This is a genomic window from Synechocystis sp. CACIAM 05 (genome assembly GCF_010222815.1).
Taxonomy (GTDB): Bacteria; Cyanobacteriota; Cyanobacteriia; order Cyanobacteriales; family Microcystaceae; genus Synechocystis.
Map to the genome: position 1 here is coordinate 827643 of NZ_CP019225.1, position 24250 is coordinate 851892.

Annotated in this window: 37 protein-coding genes and 1 pseudogene; 9 read left to right on the top strand and 29 right to left on the bottom strand. The window is 50.2% G+C overall.

Features of this window, described 5'->3' with window-relative positions; all coding sequences use genetic code 11:
* Positions 1 to 34: 34 nt before the first annotated feature.
* The 27 genes from truA to rplC all read right to left on the bottom strand — a co-directional run bounded on the left by truA (position 35) and on the right by rplC (position 14781).
* Positions 35 to 862 (bottom strand): tRNA pseudouridine(38-40) synthase TruA, encoded by an 828-nt coding sequence (truA, locus tag BWK47_RS03890; protein WP_162327645.1) that lies wholly within the window; start codon positions 860 to 862, stop codon positions 35 to 37.
* Between the two features lie 17 nt (positions 863 to 879).
* A complete protein-coding gene (gene rplQ / locus BWK47_RS03895; protein WP_010871954.1) occupies positions 880 to 1230 on the bottom strand; it encodes a 50S ribosomal protein L17 in 351 nt (116 codons plus the stop codon).
* A 77-nt stretch (positions 1231 to 1307) separates the two neighbouring features.
* Positions 1308 to 2252 (bottom strand): DNA-directed RNA polymerase subunit alpha, encoded by a 945-nt coding sequence (locus tag BWK47_RS03900; protein ID WP_162327646.1) that lies wholly within the window; start codon positions 2250 to 2252, stop codon positions 1308 to 1310.
* Between the two features lie 108 nt (positions 2253 to 2360).
* A complete protein-coding gene (rpsK, locus tag BWK47_RS03905; RefSeq protein ID WP_010871956.1) occupies positions 2361 to 2753 on the bottom strand; it encodes a 30S ribosomal protein S11 in 393 nt (130 codons plus the stop codon).
* A gap of 49 nt (positions 2754 to 2802) precedes the next feature.
* Positions 2803 to 3186: a 30S ribosomal protein S13 gene (gene rpsM, locus BWK47_RS03910; RefSeq protein WP_010871957.1), complete on the bottom strand. Its 384-nt coding sequence runs from the start codon at positions 3184 to 3186 to the stop codon at positions 2803 to 2805.
* A gap of 82 nt (positions 3187 to 3268) precedes the next feature.
* On the bottom strand, positions 3269 to 3385 hold the full coding sequence (rpmJ, locus tag BWK47_RS03915; RefSeq protein ID WP_010871958.1) for a 50S ribosomal protein L36: 117 nt from the start codon (positions 3383 to 3385) through the stop codon (positions 3269 to 3271).
* Between the two features lie 137 nt (positions 3386 to 3522).
* A complete protein-coding gene (gene infA / locus BWK47_RS03920; protein ID WP_010871959.1) occupies positions 3523 to 3750 on the bottom strand; it encodes a translation initiation factor IF-1 in 228 nt (75 codons plus the stop codon).
* A gap of 119 nt (positions 3751 to 3869) precedes the next feature.
* Positions 3870 to 4433, bottom strand: a complete 564-nt coding sequence (locus tag BWK47_RS03925) for an adenylate kinase (protein WP_162327647.1) — start codon at positions 4431 to 4433, stop codon at positions 3870 to 3872.
* Between the two features lie 125 nt (positions 4434 to 4558).
* Entirely contained in the window at positions 4559 to 5887 is a 1329-nt protein-coding gene (gene secY, locus BWK47_RS03930) for a preprotein translocase subunit SecY (RefSeq protein WP_162327648.1), read from the bottom strand.
* Positions 5888 to 5988: 101 nt separating this feature from the next.
* Positions 5989 to 6432, bottom strand: coding sequence for a 50S ribosomal protein L15 (gene rplO, locus BWK47_RS03935; RefSeq protein ID WP_010871962.1), 444 nt, complete (start codon positions 6430 to 6432; stop codon positions 5989 to 5991).
* A 68-nt stretch (positions 6433 to 6500) separates the two neighbouring features.
* The gene (rpsE, locus tag BWK47_RS03940; protein ID WP_010871963.1) at positions 6501 to 7022 is read right to left on the bottom strand and encodes a 30S ribosomal protein S5; all 522 of its coding nucleotides are present in this window, start codon (positions 7020 to 7022) and stop codon (positions 6501 to 6503) included.
* Between the two features lie 39 nt (positions 7023 to 7061).
* A complete protein-coding gene (gene rplR / locus BWK47_RS03945) occupies positions 7062 to 7424 on the bottom strand; it encodes a 50S ribosomal protein L18 (protein WP_162327649.1) in 363 nt (120 codons plus the stop codon).
* A gap of 3 nt (positions 7425 to 7427) precedes the next feature.
* Complete coding sequence (rplF, locus tag BWK47_RS03950) at positions 7428 to 7967, bottom strand: 50S ribosomal protein L6 (RefSeq protein WP_010871965.1); 540 nt, start codon at positions 7965 to 7967, stop codon at positions 7428 to 7430.
* A 59-nt stretch (positions 7968 to 8026) separates the two neighbouring features.
* Complete coding sequence (rpsH, locus tag BWK47_RS03955; protein ID WP_010871966.1) at positions 8027 to 8428, bottom strand: 30S ribosomal protein S8; 402 nt, start codon at positions 8426 to 8428, stop codon at positions 8027 to 8029.
* Positions 8429 to 8519: 91 nt separating this feature from the next.
* Positions 8520 to 9062, bottom strand: a complete 543-nt coding sequence (rplE, locus tag BWK47_RS03960) for a 50S ribosomal protein L5 (RefSeq protein ID WP_014407080.1) — start codon at positions 9060 to 9062, stop codon at positions 8520 to 8522.
* Positions 9063 to 9168: 106 nt separating this feature from the next.
* The gene (rplX, locus tag BWK47_RS03965) at positions 9169 to 9516 is read right to left on the bottom strand and encodes a 50S ribosomal protein L24 (protein ID WP_010871968.1); all 348 of its coding nucleotides are present in this window, start codon (positions 9514 to 9516) and stop codon (positions 9169 to 9171) included.
* Positions 9517 to 9885 (bottom strand): 50S ribosomal protein L14, encoded by a 369-nt coding sequence (gene rplN / locus BWK47_RS03970; protein WP_010871969.1) that lies wholly within the window; start codon positions 9883 to 9885, stop codon positions 9517 to 9519. It abuts the gene before it with no gap.
* 23 nt (positions 9886 to 9908) lie between these two features.
* Positions 9909 to 10154 carry a 30S ribosomal protein S17 gene (gene rpsQ, locus BWK47_RS03975; protein WP_010871970.1) on the bottom strand — a complete coding sequence of 82 codons (246 nt, stop codon included), beginning with the start codon at positions 10152 to 10154 and terminating at the stop codon, positions 9909 to 9911.
* A 7-nt stretch (positions 10155 to 10161) separates the two neighbouring features.
* A complete protein-coding gene (gene rpmC / locus BWK47_RS03980; protein WP_010871971.1) occupies positions 10162 to 10383 on the bottom strand; it encodes a 50S ribosomal protein L29 in 222 nt (73 codons plus the stop codon).
* Positions 10384 to 10385: 2 nt separating this feature from the next.
* Positions 10386 to 10805 (bottom strand): 50S ribosomal protein L16, encoded by a 420-nt coding sequence (gene rplP / locus BWK47_RS03985; protein WP_010871972.1) that lies wholly within the window; start codon positions 10803 to 10805, stop codon positions 10386 to 10388.
* Positions 10806 to 10845: 40 nt separating this feature from the next.
* Positions 10846 to 11568: a 30S ribosomal protein S3 gene (gene rpsC / locus BWK47_RS03990; protein ID WP_010871973.1), complete on the bottom strand. Its 723-nt coding sequence runs from the start codon at positions 11566 to 11568 to the stop codon at positions 10846 to 10848.
* A gap of 29 nt (positions 11569 to 11597) precedes the next feature.
* Positions 11598 to 11963, bottom strand: a complete 366-nt coding sequence (gene rplV, locus BWK47_RS03995; protein ID WP_010871974.1) for a 50S ribosomal protein L22 — start codon at positions 11961 to 11963, stop codon at positions 11598 to 11600.
* Positions 11964 to 11978: 15 nt separating this feature from the next.
* Entirely contained in the window at positions 11979 to 12257 is a 279-nt protein-coding gene (gene rpsS, locus BWK47_RS04000; protein ID WP_010871975.1) for a 30S ribosomal protein S19, read from the bottom strand.
* Positions 12258 to 12289: 32 nt separating this feature from the next.
* Complete coding sequence (rplB, locus tag BWK47_RS04005; protein WP_010871976.1) at positions 12290 to 13120, bottom strand: 50S ribosomal protein L2; 831 nt, start codon at positions 13118 to 13120, stop codon at positions 12290 to 12292.
* A gap of 49 nt (positions 13121 to 13169) precedes the next feature.
* A complete protein-coding gene (locus BWK47_RS04010) occupies positions 13170 to 13475 on the bottom strand; it encodes a 50S ribosomal protein L23 (protein ID WP_162327650.1) in 306 nt (101 codons plus the stop codon).
* Positions 13468 to 14100 carry a 50S ribosomal protein L4 gene (rplD, locus tag BWK47_RS04015; RefSeq protein WP_162327651.1) on the bottom strand — a complete coding sequence of 211 codons (633 nt, stop codon included), beginning with the start codon at positions 14098 to 14100 and terminating at the stop codon, positions 13468 to 13470. The genes BWK47_RS04010 and rplD overlap by 8 nt, the downstream gene beginning before the upstream one ends.
* A 39-nt stretch (positions 14101 to 14139) precedes the next feature.
* Complete coding sequence (rplC, locus tag BWK47_RS04020) at positions 14140 to 14781, bottom strand: 50S ribosomal protein L3 (RefSeq protein WP_010871979.1); 642 nt, start codon at positions 14779 to 14781, stop codon at positions 14140 to 14142.
* Positions 14782 to 15272: 491 nt separating this feature from the next.
* Here rplC and BWK47_RS04025 point away from each other — a divergent pair, with 491 nt between their 5' ends.
* Positions 15273 to 15743 (top strand): Dps family protein, encoded by a 471-nt coding sequence (locus tag BWK47_RS04025; protein ID WP_010871980.1) that lies wholly within the window; start codon positions 15273 to 15275, stop codon positions 15741 to 15743.
* 19 nt (positions 15744 to 15762) lie between these two features.
* On the opposite strand, the gene BWK47_RS04030 is transcribed toward BWK47_RS04025, so the two are convergent.
* A complete protein-coding gene (locus tag BWK47_RS04030; RefSeq protein ID WP_162327652.1) occupies positions 15763 to 16389 on the bottom strand; it encodes a chorismate lyase in 627 nt (208 codons plus the stop codon).
* A gap of 6 nt (positions 16390 to 16395) precedes the next feature.
* Here BWK47_RS04030 and BWK47_RS04035 point away from each other — a divergent pair, with 6 nt between their 5' ends.
* Both BWK47_RS04035 and BWK47_RS04040 read left to right on the top strand, forming a co-directional pair.
* On the top strand, positions 16396 to 17562 hold the full coding sequence (locus BWK47_RS04035) for a metallophosphoesterase family protein (RefSeq protein WP_237269787.1): 1167 nt from the start codon (positions 16396 to 16398) through the stop codon (positions 17560 to 17562).
* A gap of 87 nt (positions 17563 to 17649) precedes the next feature.
* The gene (locus tag BWK47_RS04040; RefSeq protein ID WP_162327654.1) at positions 17650 to 18042 is read left to right on the top strand and encodes a DUF1823 family protein; all 393 of its coding nucleotides are present in this window, start codon (positions 17650 to 17652) and stop codon (positions 18040 to 18042) included.
* 92 nt (positions 18043 to 18134) lie between these two features.
* Here the strand turns inward: BWK47_RS04040 and petJ are convergent, their stop codons facing one another.
* Positions 18135 to 18497, bottom strand: a complete 363-nt coding sequence (gene petJ / locus BWK47_RS04045) for a cytochrome c6 PetJ (protein WP_010871984.1) — start codon at positions 18495 to 18497, stop codon at positions 18135 to 18137.
* Positions 18498 to 18677: 180 nt separating this feature from the next.
* Here petJ and BWK47_RS04050 point away from each other — a divergent pair, with 180 nt between their 5' ends.
* The 6 genes and pseudogenes from BWK47_RS04050 to BWK47_RS04075 form a co-directional block, all read left to right on the top strand.
* Positions 18678 to 19979, top strand: a complete 1302-nt coding sequence (locus tag BWK47_RS04050) for an ABC transporter substrate-binding protein (protein ID WP_162327655.1) — start codon at positions 18678 to 18680, stop codon at positions 19977 to 19979.
* A gap of 263 nt (positions 19980 to 20242) precedes the next feature.
* On the top strand, positions 20243 to 21136 hold the full coding sequence (argB, locus tag BWK47_RS04055; RefSeq protein ID WP_162327656.1) for an acetylglutamate kinase: 894 nt from the start codon (positions 20243 to 20245) through the stop codon (positions 21134 to 21136).
* 126 nt (positions 21137 to 21262) lie between these two features.
* Complete coding sequence (locus tag BWK47_RS04060; RefSeq protein WP_162329603.1) at positions 21263 to 21916, top strand: urease accessory protein UreF; 654 nt, start codon at positions 21263 to 21265, stop codon at positions 21914 to 21916.
* A 161-nt stretch (positions 21917 to 22077) separates the two neighbouring features.
* Complete coding sequence (locus BWK47_RS04065) at positions 22078 to 22719, top strand: DUF3386 domain-containing protein (protein ID WP_237269789.1); 642 nt, start codon at positions 22078 to 22080, stop codon at positions 22717 to 22719.
* A 59-nt stretch (positions 22720 to 22778) separates the two neighbouring features.
* On the top strand, positions 22779 to 23759 hold the full coding sequence (locus BWK47_RS04070; protein WP_162329604.1) for an ABC transporter ATP-binding protein: 981 nt from the start codon (positions 22779 to 22781) through the stop codon (positions 23757 to 23759).
* Between the two features lie 25 nt (positions 23760 to 23784).
* Positions 23785 to 24195, top strand: a pseudogene (locus tag BWK47_RS04075) (IS1 family transposase); the annotation flags it as partial.
* Between the last annotated feature and the right edge of the window lie 55 nt (positions 24196 to 24250).

Below are 24250 nucleotides of genomic sequence, written 5' to 3' on the forward strand. Positions count from 1 at the left end.
GGACATAATTATTTGCCTTGCTAATTTGGCTTGGCTAGCCTGTGAATTGCCACAGTGGTTGACTATCAAACCAAAGGGAATCAGGCAAGGGAAAATTTTCATAACCGACCCGTAGTAGGCACAAACCTTTGGCCGGGGCAGCATATTTGACCAGATCTCGCCGCTGATTAACCCAAATATCATTGAAGTCAGTCAGACTGCGTTGTCCAGAGCCCACTTCCACCAGCATGCCCACCAATAAGCGCACCATGCCGTAGAGAAAACCATTGGCTTGGATTTCCAAATAGACCATGGGCCCCCGGCGGTAACATTCAACCCCCTGTACTTCCACCCAGGAATGGCGTCGGGCTGACCCCGCTCGGTGGAAGGCCGCTAGGTGATGTTTTCCTAGCAATGGTTCCATGGCAGCTTGTATGGTCTTCTCCTGGAGAGGAAAACGATAGTAATGCCAACTGAACTGATCGGTGAACAGATTAGGCCATTGATCTGTATAAATGCTGTAACGATACCGTCGCCACAGAGCAGAAAAGCGGGCGTGCCAATGGCCATCCACCGCCGCTGACCCCCTAACTATGATGTCTTGGGGCAAATGACCATTAAGAATTTTACTCCAGCGGTGGGGAGGAATATGTCCCACTGGGTCGTCAAAATGGGCCACCTGGGCCGCCGCATGGACCCCTGCGTCTGTTCTCCCGGCACCATGGAGAGTGACGGGCTGCCCCACCACCTTGGCGATCGCCAACTCCACTTCCTCCTGGATAGAAGAAAAACTAGATTGACGTTGCCAGCCATGGAAATGGGTGCCCAGATATTGCATTACCAGAGCAACCCTTTGTTCACCAGCAGAAGGAGAAGAATGCATCAATACAAAAAGTCTAACTAGACCAATTCAATCACAGCCATTTCCGCATTGTCACCCCGGCGACGCAGGGTTCTAATAATGCGGGTATAGCCCCCATCCCTATCTTTATAGCGGCTGGGGGCGTCGGCGAACAAAGCGTGGACTGTAGGTTTGTCATACATATAGCCCAGGGCCCGACGACGGGCGGCCAAGGAACCATCCTTAGCTAGGGTAATCATGCGGTCTACCTCAGAACGCACGGCTTTAGCTCTAGCCTTAGTGGTCTTGATTTGTCCGTGGCGGATTAACTCCGTAGTTAAAGCCCTCAGCAGGGCCTTTCTTTGGTCAGCGGGCTTCCCCAACTGAGGCACTCGACATCTGTGTCGCATGGTAACTGAACTCCTAAAAAATTAACAACAGGGGGTTACTCTAAGGTAAGCAGCAGTAATCAAACCCATTGAGCTTGTTAAGCTTTAGCCTTTTCGTGGGGCAGGGTAATACCCAAACGTTTTTGCAGTGCCTCAATCACCTCCTCTGCGGATTTGAGGCCAAAATTCTTGATTTCCAGTAGATCTTCCTGGCTATACTCCAGTAGATCTGCCACGGAATTAATCTGGGCCCGCTTCAGACAGTTATAGGCACGGACAGAAAGCTGTAACTCTTCGATGGGAATTTGACTTTCCGGATTGACCTCGTCCTGGTAATCGCTATGGGCCGCTTCCAGCTCATTGAGATCTTTAAGGGGGATAAAAAGATTGGCAATAATGTCAGATGCTTCCGACAATGCCTCCCGAGGCTGAATACTGCCATTAGTCCAAATGTCTAGAATCAACCGGTCCTTTGGACTCATGCCATCGGCCCGAATGTCTTCCACTGTGTAGTTGACCTTAGTCACCGGCATAAATACCGAGTCAATTTGGAGAAAATCTAGAGATGAATTCTCATCCTTGCCCCGCTCGATAACTCGATAACCTACGCCGCGCTCCACTCGGAATTCCATTTCCAGTTTGGCTCCTTCTGCTAGGGTGGCGATGTATTGGTTAGGATCAATAACCTCCACCTCCGAAGGTACCTCAAACTGCGCTGCCGTTACCGTTCCCGGGCCGATCGCCGTCAGACGGCCAATTTGGGGCTGATCGGTGTAGCTTTTGAGCACAAGTTCCTTCATGTTCAGCATAATCTCCAGGACATCCTCCCGGACGCCTGGAATAGTGGCGAACTCATGGTTAACCCCCGCAATACGGATGGCCGTCACCGCGGCCCCGGGTAAGTTGGACAACAATACCCGCCGCAAAGCATTTCCCACCGTCGTTCCCTGGCCCCGGTCCAAGGGTTCAAGGGAAAACTTACTGTACTGCTGTTGATTTTTTCTGGTGCTGGATTCCACACACTCGATTTGAAACTGCGCCACTGACGCGACCTCCCTTATATCTCCGTGTAAATAGCTTGACCGACGCTATCTCAGTCAGAGGAAATTACGATTTGCTCAAAAAAGCTGTTAGCAAAAAAATTAACTGTCCTAGACCCGACGGCGTTTGGGGGGACGACAACCATTGTGGGGGATGGGGGTAACATCCCTGATCAGGGTGATTTCCAAACCAGCCCCTTGGAGGGCCCGGATAGCAGTTTCCCGACCGGCACCGGGGCCACTTACCATTACCTCTAATTGCCGCATACCCTGTTCCATGGCCCGACGGGCCGCAGAATCAGCAGCGGTTTGGGCGGCGTAGGGAGTGCCTTTCTTAGCTCCTTTGAAACCGCTAGAACCAGCGGAAGCCCAGGAAATCACATCGCCCCGAATGTCGGAAATGGTGACAATAGTGTTGTTAAAAGTAGATTGAATGTGGGCCACCCCGCTAGGGACATTCTTTTTTGCCTTTTTGGGCCCAGTTTTTCTGGTAGGACGCGCCATAATGATTGCTTGAAAGCTTCAATAAACAGGACAGGGATGGGGGGGAAGATTATTTCTTCGCAGGGGTCTTTTTCTTGCCGGCAACGGTCAAGCGGCGGCCCCGACGGGTACGGGCATTGGTTCTAGTGCGTTGTCCGCGCACTGGTAAACCTTGGCGATGACGACGACCACGGTAGGTGCCGATGTCTCCAAGGCGTTTAATATTCATGGCCTCCCAACGACGGAGATCCCCTTCGATCTCGTAGTTTTCATCGATGTAGGTTCTTAATTTCAGCGCATCTTCATCACTGAGATCTTTGACTCGGACATCGGGGCTAACCCCGGTGGCGTCCAGAATTTCATGGGAGCGCGACAGACCAATACCGTACAGATAAGTGAGGGCGATTTCCACACGCTTATCCCGAGGCAGGTCAACACCAGCTATGCGTGCCACGTTGATTTTCCTCTAAATAAGTTCAATAAATTTATGGAGTAGGGTTTAAGACAGACCGGAATGGTAATCACTAGGAGAACTGCTAACCTTGACGCTGTTTATGCTTGGGGTTAGCGGAACAGATAACCATCACACGACCGCGCCGACGAATAACGCGGCACTTATCACACATTTTCTTAACGGAAGCTCTAACTTTCATGCCTGATTTTCTTTGGCAACACTGCAAGCTCTTAATTATAACAAGTTATCGTGGCCGTGTCATGGCAAATATTAAATTAGCTCTCCCCACTGAGGGGAAGCATTAATTTTTTACCTTTGCCACCGTCAAATTAATAACTACTTTTTATTTTTAAGACGATAGGTTATGCGCCCCTTGGTGAGGTCGTAGGGGGTTAATTCTACTTTGACCCGATCGCCGGGGAGAATTTTGATGTAATTACGACGAATTTTGCCGGAGATGTGGGCCAAAACGTTGAAACCATTGTCAAGATCGACTCTAAACATGGCATTGGGCAATGACTCCATCACCGTGCCTTCCATCTCAATTAAATCTTGTTTAGACAAGCGGTTAATGACCTCCTAAAAATAAAGCGGAATAAAGTATCGAAAAAAGCGCCATCGTCAATCATAACAAATATAGGTTGCTCCATTGGCCAACCTATGCTCGTCTTGACATTTTGCCCCTAAGGTTTAACCAATTTTTCCAGGTTGGTGGCAATGGCTTCTACCGGCTGGTTACCGTCAAGGGAGTAAAGTTTGCCCTGTTCTTGGTAATAGGTCATGAGGGGAGCAGTTTGCTCTGTGTAAACCAACAGCCGATTGCGAATGGTGGTTTCGTTATCATCCGCCCGCCCCCGGGCCAACAGGCGTTCTACAATTACTTCGTCGGGAACTTTTAAGTTAATGACCCAATGGGTACGGTGACCAATATTAACCAACAACTCATCGAGAAAAATTGCTTGGTTGACGTTACGGGGAAAGCCATCCAAAATCCAGCCAGCCTTAGCATCTTTATGGCCCAAGCGCTCTTCAATTAACCCAAGAATTAACTGATCGGGCACCAATTCTCCCTTGTCCATGTAACCTTTGGCCTGGTTACCCAACTCCGTGCCATCGGCGATCGCCTGACGTAGCATATCTCCAGTGGAAATATGGGGAATGCCCAAAGTCTGCGCCAATCCCACCGCCTGGGTACCTTTACCAGAGCCGGGGGCCCCCAGAAAAATTAAACCTTTAGCCATAGCCATAATCCGTAAAAACTCCAAAAATTAATCAAAAAAAGACGGTCAAGGAAGCAGCCTTGTAAGCTTTCCCTAACCGCAGTGTTTAATAAGACTGATTGATGCAACTCTGCCCGTAAAAATAGGGGCGATTAGGGTTGTTTAATCATTCCTTCATAGCGTTGGGAAATAACATAGGTCTGGATCTGCTTCGCCGTGTCAATGGCAACCCCCACCAAAATGAGCAGGGATGTGGCTCCCAAACCTTGGAAAGTAGTTACTCCAGTGGCTTGTTCTACAAAAATAGGCAGGGTGGCCACAAAGCTGAGGAAAATTGCTCCCAGAAAAGTCAGACGATTGAGCACACCTTCCAGATATTGTTCTGTTTTTTTGCCAGGACGAATGCCGGGAATGCTAGAACCCATCTTTTTCAGATTTTTCGACACGTCCTCAGGGTTGACGATCAGACTGGCGTAAAAATAACTGAAGAAGAAAATCATTACGGAATAAACCACGGTATAGACCCAGGTACCGGGGCGTAAAGCGTTGGAAATTTGGACAAGAATTTCCCCAAACCCCCCTAAGCCTTCATTACCAGTGGCAAAACCGGCCAGGGAAGAGGGCAAAATTAGCACTGCCGAAGCAAAAATAATCGGCATTACCCCCCCTTGGTTCAAACGTAGGGGTAAATAGCTGGTGCGCTCTCGATAAAGCTTTTTACCTACCTGGCGACGGGCAGAAATAATCGGAATCCGACGGGTGCCTTCCTGTACAAAGACAATGCCCACGATCATGACGAGGAAAACTAGCATCAACAACACCACCGCTGTGATGGACTGTCTGCCCCCGGATTGGGCATATTCGATGGTTTGACCTAAAGTCTGAGGCAAGGTGGCCACAATGTTGACAAAAATCAACAGGGAAGCTCCGTTACCAATGCCCCTTTCTGTGATCAACTCTGAAATCCACATCACAAACATCGAGCCAGCGGTGATCGCTAAAACCGTTTGAAAAATAAATAGGGGGCCATAGTTGTTGGCGTAGGGACGAAGTAAGCCGACGGTCAAACCCAAACCTTGGATAATGCACCAGCCAAAGGCAATATAACGGCTATATTGGGAAATTTTCCGCCGCCCTGCCTCCCCTTCATTTTTCTGCAAATCCTCCAGGGCCGGAATGGCCGCCGTCAGCAGTTGCATGATGATGGAAGCGTTAATGTAAGGCAAAATCCCTAGGGCAAAAATGCCCACAGTGGATAATCCACCCCCGGTAAAAATATTTAAAAAACCAATAACGGAGTTATCGTTGATGGCCTGGCTAAAGGCCTGGCGATCAATGTCCGGCACTGGGATAAAAATTCCCACCCTGACCAGAATTAGTAGCCCAATAGTAATAAGCAGCCGACCCCGGAGGCCAGCCGCTTGGGCCATCTGCAGGAAAGTTTCCTGGGCAGAGGGGGCTTTGTCTCGACTTACGACCATTTATTTATACCTGAGTAAAAGTGCGAGGGATGAAGCAAAACAATGAATTAACCTATTATCGCTCTCTCCCAGGCTATGGGGAAGGATTTTTGTTACCATTGTTAGCCCTGCGCCACCACACTGCCACCGGCCGCTTCAATTTTGGCTTGGGCTGCTTTGCTACAGGGAGCATGGACGGTGAGAGCTACGGCTAATTCCCCGTTGCCCAAAACTTTTAGGGGACCGTCATTACTAGTGACAATACCCGCTTCCATCAGGCTTTCTAGGGTGACCACGGTGTTGGGGGCTAGACCGGCCAACTTACCAACGTTAACCACCGTAAAATGCTTGGGATTGTAGAGGGGAAAGTGCTTTAACTTAGGCAGACGACGGTAGAGGGGCATTTGTCCCCCTTCAAAACCAGCTTTGGTACCGGTACCGGAACGGGATTTCTGGCCCCGCATACCAAAACCACAGCTAGCGCCTTGCCCTGCCGCAATACCCCGGCCAACACGGCGACGGCGTTTCTTGGCACCGTCCTTGGGAGAGAGTTCGCTCAAATTCATGGCTAATATTAAAAATTAAGTTCACAGGAGATGGAATTTTCACCTAGTAAAGGCTTGGGGCCTTCAGCTTAGGTGTAAAGATGCTCGACAGAAACTCCCCGTTCTTCTGCTACTTCCGAAAAAGTACGCAGGGTTTCCAAGGCGTTGATGGCAGCCCGGGCATTGTTGAGGGGATTGTTGGAGCCTAGTTGTTTGGCTAGGATATTCTTAACTCCGGCTAGCTCTAGCACAGTACGAACAGCGCCACCGGCAATTACCCCAGTACCAGGGGCAGCGGGGCGAACCACCACTTTGGCTCCTCCAGAAACTCCATTAGTGATATGGGTAATGGAATTGGATTTGGTCAAGGGCACTTCAATTAGTTGTTTTTTGCCATCGGCTACCCCTTTACGGACAGCTCCGATTACGTCCCCAGCTTTACCCACTCCCACGCCGACCTGGCCGGTTTCGTTACCGACCACCACGATCGCCCGGAAGCTGAGTTTTTTTCCGCCTTTGACCACTTTACTGACCCGGCGGATTTGGATAACCCGTTCTTGCCAGTTGGTGTCTTCTTTTTTTTCTCGGCTGGTTTTACGACGCTTTGCCATAGTAATTTCCTTGGATGTTAATGGGTTTGGTTAACGTTGTTAGAAATCGAGACCGGCTTCCCTGGCCGCCTCCGCCAGAGCTTTTACCCGTCCGTGATACAACTTACCACCCCGGTCAAAAACTACTTGGTTAATGCCTTTGGCGATCGCCCGTTGGGCCACCAACTTACCCACTTCCGCCGAAGCTTCCTGGGTGGCGGTGGAACTAAGGGACTTTTTCAGATCTGGATCGAGGGTAGAGGCCGCCGCAAGGGTATGCTGGGCCACATCATCGATGACCTGGGCATAGATGTGGTCATTGGAGCGAAAAACCGCCAAACGGGGCCGTTCGCTGGTACCGGATAAATGGCGACGCAGACGACGGTGACGACGTTGGGTAGCAGATTTACGAGTGCTTTTCATAGTTTATTTCTTCCCTGTCTTACCAGCTTTACGACGGACATATTCACCTTGGTAGCGGATGCCTTTACCCTTGTAGGGTTCTGGGGGCCGCACAGCCCGGATTTTGGCCGCTGTATTACCCAAGAGTTCCTTGTCAATGCCGGAGACAATTACCTGGGTGTTATTTTCAACTTTGACTTCAATGCCCTGGGGCATGGTCATTTCCACTGGCTTACTGTAGCCGACGTTGAGGGTTAACTTATTGCCCTGGGCTTGGGCCCTATAGCCAACCCCTTGGATTTCCAAACGGCGTTCAAAACCCTGAGCCACCCCATCCACCATGTTGGCGACGAGGGTGCGGACTAGGCCATGGCGTTCCCGGGCAGTGCGGGACTCATCCTGACGGGTGACGGTGATGGTTTCCCCTTCTTGGGCCACAATTACCTTTTCTGGTAACTGTCTTTCCAAGGAGCCTTTAGGACCTTTAACACTCAGGTGACTGCCTTGGATATCTACGCTGACCTTCGCAGGGAGAGGAATGGGGCGTTTTCCGATACGGGACATAGGATTAATTCTGTAAAGTTAAGTTTAATTACTAATGCAATAGTAGTCTTCGACCGGGACTACCAAATGTAACAAAGGATTTCGCCCCCAATACCTTGGCGACGGGCTTCCCTGTCGGTCATGATGCCGTGGGAAGTGGAAACAATGGCGATACCAATGCCGCCCAACACCCGAGGAATCTTTTTGGAAGGGGAGTAAACCCGCAAACCAGGCTTACTGACCCGTTGGAGGGTATTGATCAAAGGTTGACGGGTTTTGCCCTTGTACTTGAGGGTAAGCACTAACATTTTGTTAATGCCTTCGCCGGTTTCAGAGTAGTCCTCAATGAATCCTTCGCTTTTGAGCACTTTGGCAATGCTCAGGGTCATTTTGGTGGTGGGCACCTGGGTAGTGCTATGTCTCACCGCACAGGCATTGCGGATGCGGGTGAGCATGTCGGAAATTGTGTCTGTTGAAGCCATTATTCCTGCTGGTAGATTCTCCTAAGGGATGATGATTCAGGTGGATTGATGGAGACTTATTGCTGACCAATCACCCTGAGCCGCGACTAAATTAACTTCTAAAGGGCATGCCCAGAGCTTTGAGCAATGCACGACCTTCTTCGTCGGTTTGGGCGCTGGTAATGATGGAAACGTCCATACCCCGGATTTGATCGATGGTGTCGTAGTCAATTTCGGGGAAAATTAATTGTTCGCGAATACCTAAGCTGTAGTTACCCCGGCCATCAAAGCTGTTGGGGCTAATACCCCGGAAGTCCCGAATGCGAGGCAGAGCCAAGTTGATTAAGCGATCCAAAAAGGCATACATCCGCTCGGAACGGAGGGTAACCATTACCCCCACCGGCATACCTTCCCGGATTTTAAAACCGGCGATCGCCTTGCGAGCCCTGGTCACCACCGGTTTTTGCCCCGTAATGGTGGCTAATTCAGTCAGGGAAGACTCCAAAGCCTTGGCATTTTGGGAAGCTTCCCCCAGTCCCCGGTTAACTGTCACCTTAGTCAACTTGGGCACTTGGTGAATATTTTTATAACCAAATTCTTCCTGGAGCTTAGGAAGAATGGTTTCTTGGTAAAGGGTCTTAAGTCGTTGAGTCATGGTATTTACAGGGTCTCTGGGCTTGGTCAGAGAGTAGATGGACGAAGGGAACTCGAGCACATCGGGTTAGGGTCTAGCATTGCTTGCGGGGCAAAGGTGATAGCCATTAATCGATGATTTCGCCTGTTTTTTTCAGCATCCGCACTTTACGGCCATCGTCGGTGACGGTGTAGCAAATGCGACTGGCAATTTTTTCCTTGGTGGAATAGAGCATTACCTTGGAGCTATGGATGGGAGCTTCATAGCTACTGATTTGCCCAGATTCCCCTTCCTGACGAGGTTTAACATGCTTGGTGCGGATATTCACTCCTTTGACCACCACCTGACTGTGGCTGGGAATGGTACGCAAAACTTCTCCCACTTTGCCCTTATCCTTGCCGGAAATTACCTGGATGGTGTCGCCTTTTTTGACGTGCATTTTCACCCGGTGGGGGGCTGGTTTGGTTTTAGTCATCTAGAGCACCTCCGGAGCCAAAGAAACAATCTTGGTAAAGTTTTTATCCCGCAGTTCCCGGGCCACGGGGCCAAATACCCTGGTACCCCGGGGATTACCTTCAGCGTTGATAATCACAGCGGCATTGTCATCAAAACGGATACTCATGCCACTGGCCCGGCGTAGGGGCTGTTTGGTTCTGACAATTACCGCCCGCACCACGTCGGACTTTTTGATGGGCATATTAGGGAGAGCATCTTTCACCACGGCAATAATTTGGTCGCCAATGCCACCATAGGTGCAGTTGCCCGTGCCCAGAACCCGCAGACACATGAGCTTACGAGCACCACTGTTGTCCGCGACGTTGAGATAGGTTTGTTGTTGAATCACGGCGTTTTCCTAAAAAAATCGGACTAGGATGAATGGCTCATAATGTTGATTACTTGCCAGCGTTTGGTTTTACTCAGAGGGCGGGTTTCTTGGATGCGAACCTTGTCCCCTTCTTGGCACTGGTTTTCCTCGTCGTGAGCTTTAAATTTCTTGGTTTTGACGACAATCTTGCCGTACTTGGGGTGGGGAGAACGGCTTTCCACAGCAACAACCACGGTTTTATCCATTTTGTTACTGACCACAATGCCCACACGTTCTTTAATCGCCATGGTGTTTTTATGCCTCCTCAGAAGGGCTATTCTCAAGTTGTCGTTCCCGTTCCACCGTTAAGAGTTGGGCCAAGCGATGGCGGGCATGTTTAAATTCATGGGGGTTTTCGGGACGACGGGTAGCCTGTTGGAACCGGAGTTGGAACAATCTTTGCTTGGTGGCTAAGATTTCAGTGGCCAATTCTTCGTCGCCGAGTTTCCTTGCGTCTGCAATGTTGGGAAGAGCCATGGTTAAATATAGTCCTCCTGACGGCTAATAAATTTTGTTTTAATCGGTAATTTCTGGGCGGCGAGGCGCATGGCTTCCCGGGCCACTTCCTCAGAGACTCCAGCTAGTTCAAACATGACGCGGCCGGGCTTAACTACCGCTACCCAATATTCTGGGGAACCTTTACCGGAACCCATCCGGGTTTCAGCGGGACGCATGGTGACTGGTTTATCGGGGAAAATACGAATCCAAATTTTCCCACCCCGACGGATGTAACGGGTCATGGCTCGACGGGCGGCCTCAATTTGCCGGGAGGTGATCCAACAGGGTTCGGTGGCCTGGAGGGCGTAATCACCGAAGTTGAGGGTGCTGCCCCGCTCCGCTAGACCCCGCATCCTGCCCCGTTGCTGTTTACGGAATTTTGTTCTTCTAGGACTTAACATAGTGCGTTAACGAATAGGCGTTAATGAATGGCGATAGCGTTTAACCGTCCTGGGAACGGTCATCGAACTGTTGCCGACGGGATTTACGACGGGGTTGGCTGGGGGGAGCAACGATGGCGGCTTCCTGGCCAGGGATGACTTCCCCTTTAAAAATCCAGACCTTAATCCCTAAAATGCCGTAGGTGGTCAGGGCGGTGCGGTAGGCATAATCAATGTCTGCCCGCAGGGTATGGAGAGGCACCCGGCCTTCCCGAACCCATTCCGTCCGGGCAATTTCTGCCCCATTTAGGCGACCGCTAACTTGTATTTTGATACCCTTAACTTCGGCCCTTTCTGCCCTTTGCAATGCTTGGCGCACCACCCGGCGGAAGGAAACCCGACGTTCTAACTGTTGACCGATGTACTCGGCCATTAGAGCCGCATCAGCATCAGCATTGGGGACTTCGATGACATTGACTCGAATCTGACGGGCTGAACCCAGCAGTTTTTGCAAGCCTTCCCGTAGTTGTTCAATACCAGAGCCGCCTCGACCGACAACTACCCCGGGGCGAGCGGTGTGAATACCCAACTCAATCTGTTCAGCTTTACGCTCAATGCGGATATCGGAAATACCGGCATTGTTGAGGGTTTTCTCAATATATTGGCGAATTTTGTGGTCTTCCTGTAAAAGCTCCGGATAGCGCTTGGGGTCGGCATACCAACAGGATTTGTGGTCCTTAGTGATGCCGAGGCGGAAGCCAACTGGATGTATTTTTTGTCCCATGTTTTGTATGCGTGACGTGAACAGCGATGTTAGTTATCTGCCAAGGCCGGGGCAACGGCGACGGTAATGTGGCAAGTGGGCTTGCGAATCTGGTAGGCACGACCCTGGGCCCGGGGGCGAAAACGGCGCAAGCTGGGGCCTCCATCGGCAAAGGCTTGGCTAACAACTAGGTCCGCTGGTTCCAAACCTTCGTTATGCTCAGCGTTGGCCACGGCGGAGCGCAGTACTTTCAGCACAGGCTCACAGGCCTTGTAAGGCATAAATTCCAGAATGATCAGAGCTTCCCGGTAGGAACGACCCCGAATTTGATCTAGTACCCGGCGCACCTTCAGGGGAGACATCCGCACGTAACGGGCGATCGCCTTGACCTCGGCCGTCGTATCAAGTTTTGTCATACTGCTTACCTCTGGTTACTTACGCGCTTTTTTATCGCTTTTAGAATGACTGCGGAAGGTGCGAGTCGGCGCAAATTCCCCCAACTTATGGCCCACCATTTGCTCGGAAACAAACACAGGCACATGTTGACGACCGTTGTGGACGGCAATGGTATGACCCACCATTTGGGGAAGAATTGTCGAAGCCCGGGACCAGGTTTTAACCACCTGCTTATCCCCCTTGTCATTGAGCTTGTCAATTTTGCGGAGCAGGGAAGCAGCCACAAAAGGACCTTTTTTCAGTGAACGACCCATAGTTCAGTTCCAACGAATAAAAACAAAAATAGTTATTTGGTGCGACGGCGGACAATCAGAGCGCTACTGCGTTTCTTCTTGTTGCGGGTCTTGGCACCCAAAGCTGGTTTACCCCAGGGAGACACAGGCCCGGAACGACCGATGGGGGCCCGGCCTTCACCACCACCATGGGGGTGATCACAGGGGTTCATCACACTACCCCGGACATGGGGACGACGACCTAAGTGACGCTTACGACCGGCTTTTCCTAGCTTAAGGTTACGGAATTCGGCATTACTAACTCGACCCAGGGTAGCCACACACTCTTTACGAACCATACGCACTTCCTTGGACGGCAGTTTGATGGTCACGTAATCTCCTTCCTTAGCCACCACCTGGGCAAAAGCTCCAGCAGAACGCACCATTTGGCCGCCCCGCCCTGCTACCAATTCCACGTTGTGTATCTCACTACCAAGGGGAATGCGGCTCAGGGGTAAGGTGTTGCCAATTTCAAAGGGGGCTTCTTCCCCAGCAATAACGGTCATGCCTACCTGTAATCCAGCGGGAGCAAGAATATAACGCTTTTCCCCGTCGGTGTAGAACAGCAGGGCAATGCGGGCATTGCGGTTGGGATCGTATTCGATCGCCGCTACCCGGGCCGGAATATTTTGCTTGTTACGTTTGAAGTCGATAATCCGGTAGAGCTTTTTATGGCCGCCGCCCCGGTGACGACTGGTGATCACCCCACGGTTGTTGCGACCTTTTTGGTCATGGCGGTTAGTGGTTAATGACTTCTCCGGCTTACTCTTGGTAATTTCAGTGAAATCGGAGACACTTGCCTGCCGAGTTCCTGGGGTCATTGGCCGATAATTACGAATACCCATGGGTTTAGATAACAGTTAATTCAGTATTCAGTGGTGGTCTAAACGTGACTTACACGTCAGGGAAGAGTTTGATGCTGTCCCCTTCCTTGAGGGTGACAACGGCCCGCTTCACTTGAGCTTTGAAACCCATGAAACGACCAACCCGTTTCTTTCTGCGGGGCATACGGGCAGTGTTTACCCCCGTTACTTTGACGTCAAACAAAAGTTCGATCGCCGCTTTGATTTCCGGTTTGGTGGCTTCAGGGCGCACGTCAAAGACGTATTTGTTGTCTTCGAGTTGTAGCGTGGCCTTTTCCGTCACAATCGGTTTAATAATTAGGTCCGCCAAACGACGCTGATCAATTACCTTACTCACCGTAAACCTCCTGGATTTTCTCGAGGGCAGTGGCGGTGGCCACAATGGTGTCTGCAACGAGAACGTCGTAGATATTGAGGTTATCTGCCCGTAAAATTTTCAAATAGGGAATGTTGCGCCCAGAAAGAAAGACATTTTCTGGAATTTTATCAAGGATCAACAACACCCGTTTTTCTGGTTTGGCACCCCAGCGAGTCAAGGCCGTGGCCAACTCCTTGGTTTTAGGTTGGCTGAACTGATCGCCAAAGGCTTCCACCACCACCATGTTGTCGGCTCGGGAGGCGATCGCCGTTCTCAGGGCCAAACGACGTTCCTTGCGGTTCATTTTTTGGCTGTAATCCCGGGGCTTAGGCCCAAAGATCACACCACCACCCCGCCAGAGGGGAGAACGAATCGAACCAGCCCGGGCCCGACCAGTACCCTTTTGTTTCCAGGGTTTGCGACCCCCCCCCCGAACTTCAGCTCGGGTTTTAGCAGAGGCGTTACCTTGGCGGGCGTTATTTTGTTGGCGCACCAGGGCCCGATGGACAATGTGGGCCGCATTTTCTTCCTTGGCAACCTTGAGGATCAAAGAAGCATTACCTACTTCTTCCCCCTGCCAGTTTTTTACAATACAATCAACCATAATTTTGTTCCTTCAGCAGTGACGGATAGAAAAGGCAACCTAGCCCCGACCAACGGTTTTCGCAGGGGTGATGTTCAACAAAGTGCCGGGTTTACCAGGTAAAGCCCCTTTGATGATCAGCAAGTTCCGCTCTGCATCCACCCGCACCACTGTCAAGCGACGGACGGTAACCTGGGAAGCCCCATACTGTCCGGCCATTCTTTTACCGGGATAGACCCGACCGGGAGTAGTACCGGCTCCCGTAGAACCGGGCAGACGGTGGTTTTTGGAACCGTGGGTCATGTTACCCCGACGGAAATTATGGCGTTTTTGGTAGCCAGCAAAACCCCGACCCATACTTTGGCCGGCTACATCGACTAGGTCTCCAGCTTGGAAAATGTCCGCTGTGACTGCATCCCCGGGTTGCAGGTTAGGAGCGTCCGTCAAACGGTACTCCTTCAAATGACGCATAGGATCAGTGTTGGACTTCTTCAAATGTCCCAACTCAGGCTTGGACAGCGCCTTTTCTTTAACAGGCAAAAAACCGACTTGGATAGCGTTATAGCCGTCGGTGTCCTGGGTTTTCACCTGGGTTACGGGACAGGGACCCGCTTGCACCACCGTCACAGGGATGGAAATGCCGCTTTCTTGATCAAATATCTGGGTCATGCCCAGCTTTGTTCCTAAAATACCGATAGACACGGTAACCCTCTACCTAAATAAAAGTGTAAATAAACAAGCAGAAAGGCTCCCCGGACATAAAGCGACGACCAGCGGCAATAACCTTTGGTCAACAGCTTCATAGCCAGTGAATAACTAATTCAGTTACGTCGATGGAGCGTTTCAATCAAACTTTGCTTGAGAGACCACCTTCGGCCCCAGCGGTAGGGAGAGTTAGTCCTACATAGGTGCAAAAGGGGGATGACCGCAATTCCTGATCAGACTTAAAAGCCTAAGCATTCAGTATCCGCAGGGGGTCGTAAAAAATAGCAGTGGAACGTTTTGATATTATTTCTATCTAATATCCAGTTTTGACCGCGATTAATCATCATAGCCCTAAAGGGAATCCCCGTCAAATTAATTTTCTTCCTAGGCCATACCCCAACCTTACAAGAACAAGCATTCTTTCGTTGACGCGCAAATTTCGTTAAAATGGTACTGTGTTAAATTTTGTTAAACGGAGATAATCCAGTATGGCTACGATTAATATCGGCATTCCTGAAGCGGACCGCATCAAAATTGCAGAGTCCTTGAAAAAACTGTTAGCCGATACCTACACCCTTTATCTACAAACCCACAACTTCCACTGGAACGTTACCGGCCCCCAATTCCGCGACCTCCATCTCATGTTTGAAGAACAGTACAATGAGTTGGCCCTGGCGGTGGATGACATTGCTGAGCGTATCCGCAGTTTGGATGTTTTTGCCCCCGGTACCTATAAGGAGTTCGCTAAACTGAGTTCGGTGCAAGAAGTGGACGGCATTCCCACCAGCAAAGAAATGGTCGATATTTTGACCAAGGGGCACGAAACCATTGTCCAGTCCTGTCGGGATGTGCTCAAATGCTCTCAGCCTGCCGATGATGAGTCCACCATCGCTTTGGCTTCGGACCGGATGCGGGTCCATGAAAAAACGGCTTGGATGTTGCGGGCCATGAATAAATAGGCTTTAGCTTTAGTCCTACCTACTCCTGGCTGGAGCTTGACTCAAATTTTGGCCTGGGCAATTCCCCCAGGTAGCGGGATAGGTAGGGGGAAAAAATTTCGTAAATTAGGGTTAGGGGTTTACGGTCATGCCAGAAAAGGTAATGACGGCCCCAAAAAGGCCCTTCTTGGCCAAAAGCCTTAGCTAGGGTCCGATTATGGCCGCAGTATATGGCTTGGATATCCCGATACAGCTCGGTGTGCAACCGAGAAAGGCTGTCCCAAATGGGTAAACTACGATTTTGCAAATACTCGTCCACATGGCTAGCATCCCACCAGGAAACCGCATAGGCTAGTCTTTGGCCAGACTTGGTCCTTAGCCATACCTGTCGCCGCAGGTGGGGGCCGGGCACCGTGTTAATTTGGGGGGGAGCGCCGTCGTCCCTAGGGCTCACTGGAGCCATGTCAATCACATCCACCTCTGTCTTTTCCCCGGTGAGTAGTTGCAGGTGCCTGGTGGGGGAACCATCCCCGAGGATGAGTATCTGCCATGGAGGGGGCAGGATGTTGTGGGGTAGACCATGCCTAACGTCGTGTTGATCCCCCTGCCAGAGTAGGTCCAGTGAATGCCAAGCAAGGGAAGGGGAAACGGCCGGAGAAAGCTTCAAGGGGAAATGCCTGTGCGTTACAAAACTTTACATTTTCGTGACTTTTTTGATGATAACAAACTCAAGCTACGGCGGTGGGCTTTCTGGGCTATGGCGATCGCCGTTTTTGTTGGGATCATTAGCGGGTCATGGTTAACTTCCCCAGGGGGATCGGTGGGGCTTGGGCAGACACTTCCACCCCGGAAGGATTTACGCATAGCAGTGATCAGTGACCTCAACAGTGCCTATGGTTCCACCAGTTATGAGCCGGAGGTACACAAGGCGTTGGAGCTAATTCCCAGTATGCAACCGGATCTTGTCCTCTGTAGTGGAGACATGGTGGCGGGGCAGAGTCCTAGATTAACCAATGCCCAAATTCAAGCCATGTGGGAAGCCTTTGACCGGGGGGTGGCCCATCCTTTACGACGGGCTGGAATTCCCTTTGGTTTTACGATGGGGAACCACGATGCTTCCGGTGCTCTGGATCAAAATCGTCGTTTTCGGTTTCAAAATGAACGGGATTTGGCGGCCCGTTATTGGCGCAACCCGGCCCATGATCCAGGCATAACTTTCCTGGATAAAAGTGATTTCCCCTTTTATTACACCTTCAATCAGAATGGTGTTTTTTTTCTGGTCTGGGACGGGTCAACTCATCTTATACCTGCGGAAAAATTGGCTTGGGTAGAAAAAGTTTTGGCCAGTGCTCCGGCTCGGCAAGCTAAGTTACGACTGGCGATCGGTCATTTGCCTCTCTATGGTGTGGCGGAAGGTCGCAATAAGCCGGGGGAGGTGATGGCCAACGCTGAGCAGTTAAGGGCCTTGTTGGAAAAGTATAATGTTCATACCTATGTCAGCGGGCACCAACATGCTTACTATCCTGGTCGGCGGGGAAATTTGGAATTGCTCCACACGGGCCTATTGGGGGCGGGCCCCAGAGCTTTAATTGGTCAAGAACGGCGATCGCCAAAGACGTTAACCATTTTGGATTTCACGTTCGATCAACCGGGGCAGGTGCAATACACCACCTACGACATGAAGAATTTGACTACTGTGGGGCTGGAATCTTTACCCCGGTTTCTGTTGGGCCATAATGGTCGGGTAATCCGTCGCGACCTGAGGGAAGGGAATTTAACCCCAGCGGAACAGCAGGCCTGCATAAAAAATTTAGGTTCTGCCCTATGCAATACAAAGTGAGAAATGGAGCCCTAGGTATGGTGACCAATGGCCAGTTAAAACTACTATGGGGGTTTGTCCTCAGACTTGCCAATTTTGCGTCAGACCATGGCTGAAGTTATCCCCAACAATCTTCCTCCCCTCACTAAAGACACTTTCTGGGCCATCATTAACCAGGAAATCAGTGATGAGGTAGTCAACGCTCTACTTGCTTACTATCTCGGTTATCGATTTGATGGCGATCGCCAACAGTGGAATTTGGGAGGGGTGGAATCAAACTGGGCCCAAGAGTATCCGGTCCCCCCCAATTTCATCGAAAACCGTCCCCCCACAGTGAAGTTGACCCGTTCTATTCCGCCGGAAAATAAACAATTGCTCAAGGAACAGTTGGGCTTTACGGGCTACAAAATTGGTGAGTTTACTCCCCGCCACACCCGCCGCGCCACAGCGGTCAATTGGTTACTTAGTTACATGGCCATACATAATCTACCCTTGCACTGAACAAATGCATCGACAAAGAAATGGGCCAGGGAAACTCACTCAACTCCCCAGCCCCAGATTCTCCCTGATCAAACCATTGAAAACCAGGATATCTACCAGCCCTTTTCCGCTTGATCGAGCACGTAGGCCGCCACATCTTCCATGTCGCTGTCACTGATGCGACCCTTAAAGCCCGGCATAGCGCCATTACCATTGGTGATTTGGGCGACAATTGCTGCCACGGAGTTCTTGCCATTGGCTTCCAAGTCTGCCATTTTTAAGGTTTTGCTGGGGTTGATGGCATTAAGGCCCCCATTATGACAAGCGGCACAGTTACCGGCAAAGATAGCTTTACCATGGGCTAGGTCAGCGGCTAGGGCGGTGTTACCCAGGGAAAAAATCCCCCCCAGGAAAATTAGACAGGGGAGGGCAATGCCAAAAAAAATTCGGCTAGCTTGGTTGAATAATTTAAACATTAGTTCTCCTTTCAAGGATAAAGTCTTCAAGACGCGAAGGTATTATGGGAGGCGGTCCAGGCAAAGTCAAAAGACAATCTGTCAAAGTTGCGGTCAAGCTAAAATTGGCTAGGTTTGTGGAGTGGCCATGGCAATGCAATTCCTGAACCACTGTTTTTTATCATTTCCCCAGCTTTTACGATGGTTTCATGGTGCCGATGGCGATCGCCAAGACGTTGGTTTTTGTTTGCGTGTCTTGGGCTGTTGCTCAGTGGATTAATCAGTTGCCAGGGCAATTCCCCCCAGAGCATAGAGGGAAGGGTAAGTTTTTGGACCATGCAGTTGCAACCAAAATTTAATCAGTATTTTGACGATTTGATTGGTACCTTTGAGCGGGACAATCCGCCGGAGCAGGTAAGTTGGGTAGATATTCCTTGGAATGCCATGGAGAGTAAAATCCTCACCGCGGTCTCGGCTAACACGGCGCCCGATGTGGTCAACCTCAACCCCACCTTTTCCTCTTTATTGGCTAGTAAAAATGCCTGGCTGAATTTGGAAGAGGAGGTGAGCGCAGAAGTTAAGGCTCGCTATCTGCCCAGTATTTGGCAAGCCAACAGCTTAGGCAACGGTGAAGTATTCGGTTTTCCCTGGTATCTCACCACCCGCATCACCATCTATAACCAGGATTTATTGCAACAGGCTGGATTATCTACTCCGCCAGCAACCTTTGCCGAATTGGCGGTGGCGGCTAGGGAAATTAAGGCGAAAACCGGTAAATATGGTTTTTTTGTCACTTTTTCCCCCTCCGATTCTGCTGAAGCTCTGGAAAGCTTGGTGCAAATGGGAGTGAGGTTGGTAAACGATGACGGTCGAGCCGCCTTTAATAGTCCCGCCGGCAAAGTGGCTTTTCAGTATTGGGTTGATTTGTATCAACAAGGATTGCTGCCACCGGAAGTGCTCACTGAAGGGCATCGTCGAGCAGGGGACCTTTATCAGTCCGGGGCGATCGCCTTTTTATCGGCAGGGCCAGAGCTATTGGCTAGTTTGGAGAAAAATGCCCCCAGCATTGCTAAAGTTTCCGCCGCCGCGCCCCAAATTGTGGGGGAAACCGGCAAAAGAAATGTGGCTGTAATGAATCTAGTCATTCCTCGGAGTACCAAAAACCCCACTGGAGCAATTAAATTTGCTGAATTTGTGACCAATACGGACAACCAATTTGCCTTCATCAAAGAAGCCAACGTTTTGCCCTCCACCATTGGCGCTGTTGACAAATATCGACAGGAGTTGGCACAAATCAGCAACGCCAGTTCCTTGGAAAATGCTCGTCGGGTAGCATTGGAACAATTGCCCACCGCAGAGGTGTTAATTCCTCCCATGGCCAACCTTAATCAACTCAAGCGTATCATCTACGAAAATCTTGGAGCGGCGATGGTGGGCAACAAAACAGTAGACCAGGCCCTACAGGATGCGGAACAAGTCTGGAATGACAATTTGAAAGGCTAGACAAAGGCGGGCACAGTCAAGTCTTCCACATAGCCCAGCCGTTGTCTTTATCTACTTTATCTAACCCTTCCGCCGGTAGAGATGGGCAGAAATAAGCACAACTTGCAGCGGACCCATTGCCAGGGGCATTACTGAGAATCTTGCCACAATCAAGGCAACTGTTAGCCCTGAACAGTTTTGACGTTGCCTTTAGCATTTAAACTGACAGGCAGTTTTGCTCCCCGGAGCTAAAACCCATCTCGACCATTCACCTAGCGATCGCCATGAGCAGTACCCAAGATTATATCGGCGAGGAAGCCGCCACTAGAGTCAAAATCCTCAGTGAAGCTTTGCCCTACATCCAACACTTTGCTGGCCGCACTGTGGTGGTCAAATATGGGGGGGCAGCCATGAAGGATAGTAGCCTCAAAGACAAGGTGATCCGGGACATTGTCTTTATGGCCTCCGTTGGCATTCGCCCGGTGGTGGTCCATGGCGGAGGGCCAGAAATTAACACCTGGCTCGATAAGGTGGGCATCGAACCCCAATTTAAAGATGGGTTACGGGTCACCGATGCGGCCACCATGGATATTGTGGAAATGGTACTGGTGGGTAGAGTCAACAAAGAATTGGTCAATTTAATTAACCAAGCCGGAGGAAAAGCCGTGGGACTTTGTGGCAAAGACGGCCAACTGATGACCGCCCGCACCATGACTAATAAAGATGTTGGTTTTGTGGGGGAGGTGAGCTCCGTTGATGCCCGGGTGGTGGAAACCTTGGTGAAAAGCGGTTACATTCCCGTCATTTCCAGTGTGGCGGCGGATGAATTTGGCCAAGCTCACAATATCAATGCCGACACCTGTGCTGGGGAGTTGGCCGCAGCCCTAGGGGCAGAAAAACTAATTCTCCTCACTGACACCAGGGGCATTTTGCGGGATTATAAAGACCCCTCCACCCTAATTCACAAGTTAGATATTCAACAGGCGCGGGAATTGATTGGCTCCGGCATAGTGGCGGGGGGCATGATTCCCAAGGTTACCTGTTGTGTGCGTTCCCTAGCCCAGGGAGTAAGGGCGGCCCATATTCTGGATGGCCGTTTGCCCCACGCTCTGTTGTTGGAGGTATTCACCGATCTGGGCATTGGTTCGATGATTGTGGCTTCGGGCTATGATCTCTGAGGTGGCCAAGATTTTTTCAACCCCTTCAATAATTGATAAGCGATCATTTTGGACGATAACTTTTCACCTTTGCTGTCAGGGTCTGCCCAGTTAAAACTTTTGCAATTGGTCAGCCCCACCCTACCGGTGGGAGCCTACAACTATTCCGAAGGCTTAGAATGGTTGATAGAACGGGGAAATATTACTAATGCTGATACCTTAGGAGCGTGGATTACCCAGGAGTTATGCCGGGGGTCCATTACGGTGGACACAGCCATTATGGTTCGAGCCCATCGGCTTGCCGGCCAAATGCCCAAGACTGATATTTTACCCAGACCCACTCTCAAACATTTATCCTATTGGAATCAATGGTTAACAGCCACTAGGGAAAGTCGGGAATTAAGAGAGCAAAGCTTGCAAATGGGAGGTTCCCTGCGAAAACTGTTGTTGGATTTAGATCCGGCTGTGCAATCTTGGTTTGAACCAATTCCCCCCACGGAACCCTGTAACTACGCGATCGCCTTTGGAGTGGGGGCCGCTTTTTGGGGCATTGATCTCCATCAAAGTGGGTTGGGCTATCTCCACAGTTGGGCTAATAACCTAATTTCGGCGGGGGTAAGACTGATTCCGTTGGGGCAAACCGCAGGTCAAAAATTGTTATTGCATTTAACACCCACCATTTTGCATCAATGGCAGCAAATTTTATTGCTGGGGGATGATGATTTGTACAGTTGTAGTTGGGGGTTAGCCCTGGCCAGCATGGGCCATGAAAGTCAATACACTAGATTATTCCGGAGTTAGCTGTGGATAAGTAGTAGACAAATAATTGTAATTGTCTATGCAAAGCATTGTGAGATTACATGGGGAGTTATAGCCAATTAGACCTAGATATATCCCTTTGCACAAAGTACCGGCTCCTATGTAATGCTGGTGATAGCCTAATTAATCTATTACCTCATCCTATGACTGCTACTGTTACAGCCCAAGAAGCCTTCCGAGCCGCCTATGAAAACCGCTACACCTGGGATGAAAATTTTCCCGGTTATCGGGCCCATCTCACCGTCACCCAAGGGGATGAACGCTACGAAGGGGAAGTGGAGGTGAAGGCAGACTACACTGTTACCGTGACTGGTTTTAGTGACGAAACGGTACAGGAAAGCGTTTATAACCAAATGCGAGACATTGTTACCCACCGCAAACAAGGGAATTTCGAAAAGTCCCACGGCAAAAATCAGTTTAGCTTTGGGGAAACCGATGCTTCCGGAGCGATCGCCATTGATGTGAAGGGAGATGCCATGGGGTCGAACTATAAAATCCGGGGCACGGAAATTTGTCAGGTCAGTCGGGTGATGGGGCCGGTGGCTTTCACCATCAACACCGAAGAAAGTTTGGATACTGGTTCCGGCTACATTGCCATCAAATATAATGCCATTTTTAAAGACCCTAAAACTGATACCCTCAAAGGCAAACGGGACTTCACCGAAACCTATGGGGAATTGGGGGGCTATTACCTACCCACTCAACAAACCGTAGAGGCGATCGCCGCTGGGGGAGAAAAAATCTTCACCGATTTTAGCTTCACTAATCTAGAACTTTTGGCATAGGTGACGACGTTTTGTCTAGCTTAGTAACTCCATTGGGATCAACTTCTGCCCCCACCATTGTGGTGGAAAATTTGAGCAAGGTTTATCCCATTGCCCTCAAATCCCCTGGTCTGAAGGGAACATTGCAACATTTTTGGCAGAGACGTTACCGCCAAATTTTGGCAGTGCAAGATATCTCCTTTACCATTCCCCCTGGGGCGATGGTGGGCTTCCTCGGTGCCAATGGAGCCGGCAAAACCACCACATTGAAGATGCTCACGGGGCTAATTAAACCCTCGGGGGGAAAAGTGCGGGTGGCGGGCTTTGATCCCTTCCGTCGGCAGACAGCTTTTTTAAGGCGCACTAGTTTAGTAATGGGGCAAAAACAACAGTTAATCTGGGATTTGCCCACCCTGGATTCCCTGCGCATCAATGGGGCGATTTACGAAATTCCCGACCAAGTCTTTGAACAACGGCTGGGAGAATTGAGCGAAATGCTCGATTTAACCACAGAATTAAAACAACCGGTGCGTAAACTTTCCCTGGGGCAAAGGATGAAGGCGGAATTGTTAGCCGCTCTGCTCCACCACCCCACCGTTTTATTTTTGGATGAACCCACCTTGGGACTGGATGTTAATGCCCAAGTGGCGGTGCGGCAGTTTTTGCAGGAGTACAATCGGCGTTACCAAGCCACGGTGTTATTGACTAGTCATTACATGGCAGATATCACCACCCTTTGTGAGCGAGTGCTATTGATTCACCAAGGACAGTTGATGTATGACGGTGATCTGGAAGCTCTGGTGGAACGATTTTCCCCTTACCGACAAGTGGCGGTGGAATTATCTGCCCCCATACCTTTGGAAAAATTACAGCTCTATGGCGAAGTGGAGAGTGTGGAGGGTCTACTGGTACGCTTTTTGCTAAAACGGGAAAGCCTCACCACGGCGATCGCCAAAATGTTAGCGGAGTTGCCAGTATCGGATTTAAGTGTATCTGACCCCCCCATTGAAGAAATCATTGGCCGTCTATTTTCCCAGGGCAATTTGGATAATAAACTTTGATCGGTGTTAGAGAGAGTTACACAATTTCTCGGACTATCAAAAAAACAAGTTATGGATCTGGAAGGCATATGAGCGTGTTACTGGGAGACTCATCGACTGGGAACTGGGAAATCGTGATAGTCAAACCCTGAGTCGTTTGCTGGAGAGACTGGCAGAGTGGAAAGTGACAGTGTACTGCACCGATGACTGGAGGCCCTATCAACAACTGCTGGATGAACATCCCGATGTGTTTCATGGGATTAACAAAAGAGAAACAGTAGGAATTGAGAGAAACAACTCAGATGATCGCCATTGGTTTGCTAGATTTCATCGCCGCATGAAAGTTGTCTCCAGGTCAGCCCACATGGTTGATATCACCATGGCAGTATTTGCCAAATTCAGGGTCAATGGTAACACAGAACTACTGCGTAACTGGCGCCTCTCATTACTCTCTTGAAACTCTCAAGCATAGCAGCCCGCAAAAAAAATAATCCCCGCCCGGAGAAGGGAAG

Coding starts and splice junctions, on each gene's coding strand:
- rpsH (WP_010871966.1), bottom strand. CDS start 8,428: ATGGCTTCAACAGACACAATTTCCGACATGCTCACCCGCATCCGCAAT.
- rplX (WP_010871968.1), bottom strand. CDS start 9,516: ATGACTAAAACCAAACCAGCCCCCCACCGGGTGAAAATGCACGTCAAA.
- rpsC (WP_010871973.1), bottom strand. CDS start 11,568: ATGGGACAAAAAATACATCCAGTTGGCTTCCGCCTCGGCATCACTAAG.
- rpsQ (WP_010871970.1), bottom strand. CDS start 10,154: ATGGCGATTAAAGAACGTGTGGGCATTGTGGTCAGTAACAAAATGGAT.
- rplB (WP_010871976.1), bottom strand. CDS start 13,120: ATGGGTATTCGTAATTATCGGCCAATGACCCCAGGAACTCGGCAGGCA.
- rplD (WP_162327651.1), bottom strand. CDS start 14,100: ATGGTTGATTGTATTGTAAAAAACTGGCAGGGGGAAGAAGTAGGTAAT.
- argB (WP_162327656.1), top strand. CDS start 20,243: ATGAGCAGTACCCAAGATTATATCGGCGAGGAAGCCGCCACTAGAGTC.
- BWK47_RS04035 (WP_237269787.1), top strand. CDS start 16,396: ATGCCTGTGCGTTACAAAACTTTACATTTTCGTGACTTTTTTGATGAT.
- BWK47_RS04050 (WP_162327655.1), top strand. CDS start 18,678: ATGGTTTCATGGTGCCGATGGCGATCGCCAAGACGTTGGTTTTTGTTT.
- rpmC (WP_010871971.1), bottom strand. CDS start 10,383: ATGGCTCTTCCCAACATTGCAGACGCAAGGAAACTCGGCGACGAAGAA.
- rplR (WP_162327649.1), bottom strand. CDS start 7,424: ATGAAAAGCACTCGTAAATCTGCTACCCAACGTCGTCACCGTCGTCTG.
- rplP (WP_010871972.1), bottom strand. CDS start 10,805: ATGTTAAGTCCTAGAAGAACAAAATTCCGTAAACAGCAACGGGGCAGG.
- rplQ (WP_010871954.1), bottom strand. CDS start 1,230: ATGCGACACAGATGTCGAGTGCCTCAGTTGGGGAAGCCCGCTGACCAA.
- BWK47_RS04040 (WP_162327654.1), top strand. CDS start 17,650: ATGGCTGAAGTTATCCCCAACAATCTTCCTCCCCTCACTAAAGACACT.
- BWK47_RS03925 (WP_162327647.1), bottom strand. CDS start 4,433: ATGGCTATGGCTAAAGGTTTAATTTTTCTGGGGGCCCCCGGCTCTGGT.
- truA (WP_162327645.1), bottom strand. CDS start 862: ATGCATTCTTCTCCTTCTGCTGGTGAACAAAGGGTTGCTCTGGTAATG.
- rplO (WP_010871962.1), bottom strand. CDS start 6,432: ATGAATTTGAGCGAACTCTCTCCCAAGGACGGTGCCAAGAAACGCCGT.
- rpmJ (WP_010871958.1), bottom strand. CDS start 3,385: ATGAAAGTTAGAGCTTCCGTTAAGAAAATGTGTGATAAGTGCCGCGTT.
- BWK47_RS04025 (WP_010871980.1), top strand. CDS start 15,273: ATGGCTACGATTAATATCGGCATTCCTGAAGCGGACCGCATCAAAATT.
- rplV (WP_010871974.1), bottom strand. CDS start 11,963: ATGACAAAACTTGATACGACGGCCGAGGTCAAGGCGATCGCCCGTTAC.
- rplF (WP_010871965.1), bottom strand. CDS start 7,967: ATGTCCCGTATCGGAAAACGCCCCATTCCTCTCCCTGCGAAGGTCAGC.
- rpsE (WP_010871963.1), bottom strand. CDS start 7,022: ATGGCAAAGCGTCGTAAAACCAGCCGAGAAAAAAAAGAAGACACCAAC.
- rpsK (WP_010871956.1), bottom strand. CDS start 2,753: ATGGCGCGTCCTACCAGAAAAACTGGGCCCAAAAAGGCAAAAAAGAAT.
- secY (WP_162327648.1), bottom strand. CDS start 5,887: ATGGTCGTAAGTCGAGACAAAGCCCCCTCTGCCCAGGAAACTTTCCTG.
- BWK47_RS04065 (WP_237269789.1), top strand. CDS start 22,078: ATGACTGCTACTGTTACAGCCCAAGAAGCCTTCCGAGCCGCCTATGAA.
- rpsS (WP_010871975.1), bottom strand. CDS start 12,257: ATGGGTCGTTCACTGAAAAAAGGTCCTTTTGTGGCTGCTTCCCTGCTC.
- petJ (WP_010871984.1), bottom strand. CDS start 18,497: ATGTTTAAATTATTCAACCAAGCTAGCCGAATTTTTTTTGGCATTGCC.
- rplE (WP_014407080.1), bottom strand. CDS start 9,062: ATGACTCAACGACTTAAGACCCTTTACCAAGAAACCATTCTTCCTAAG.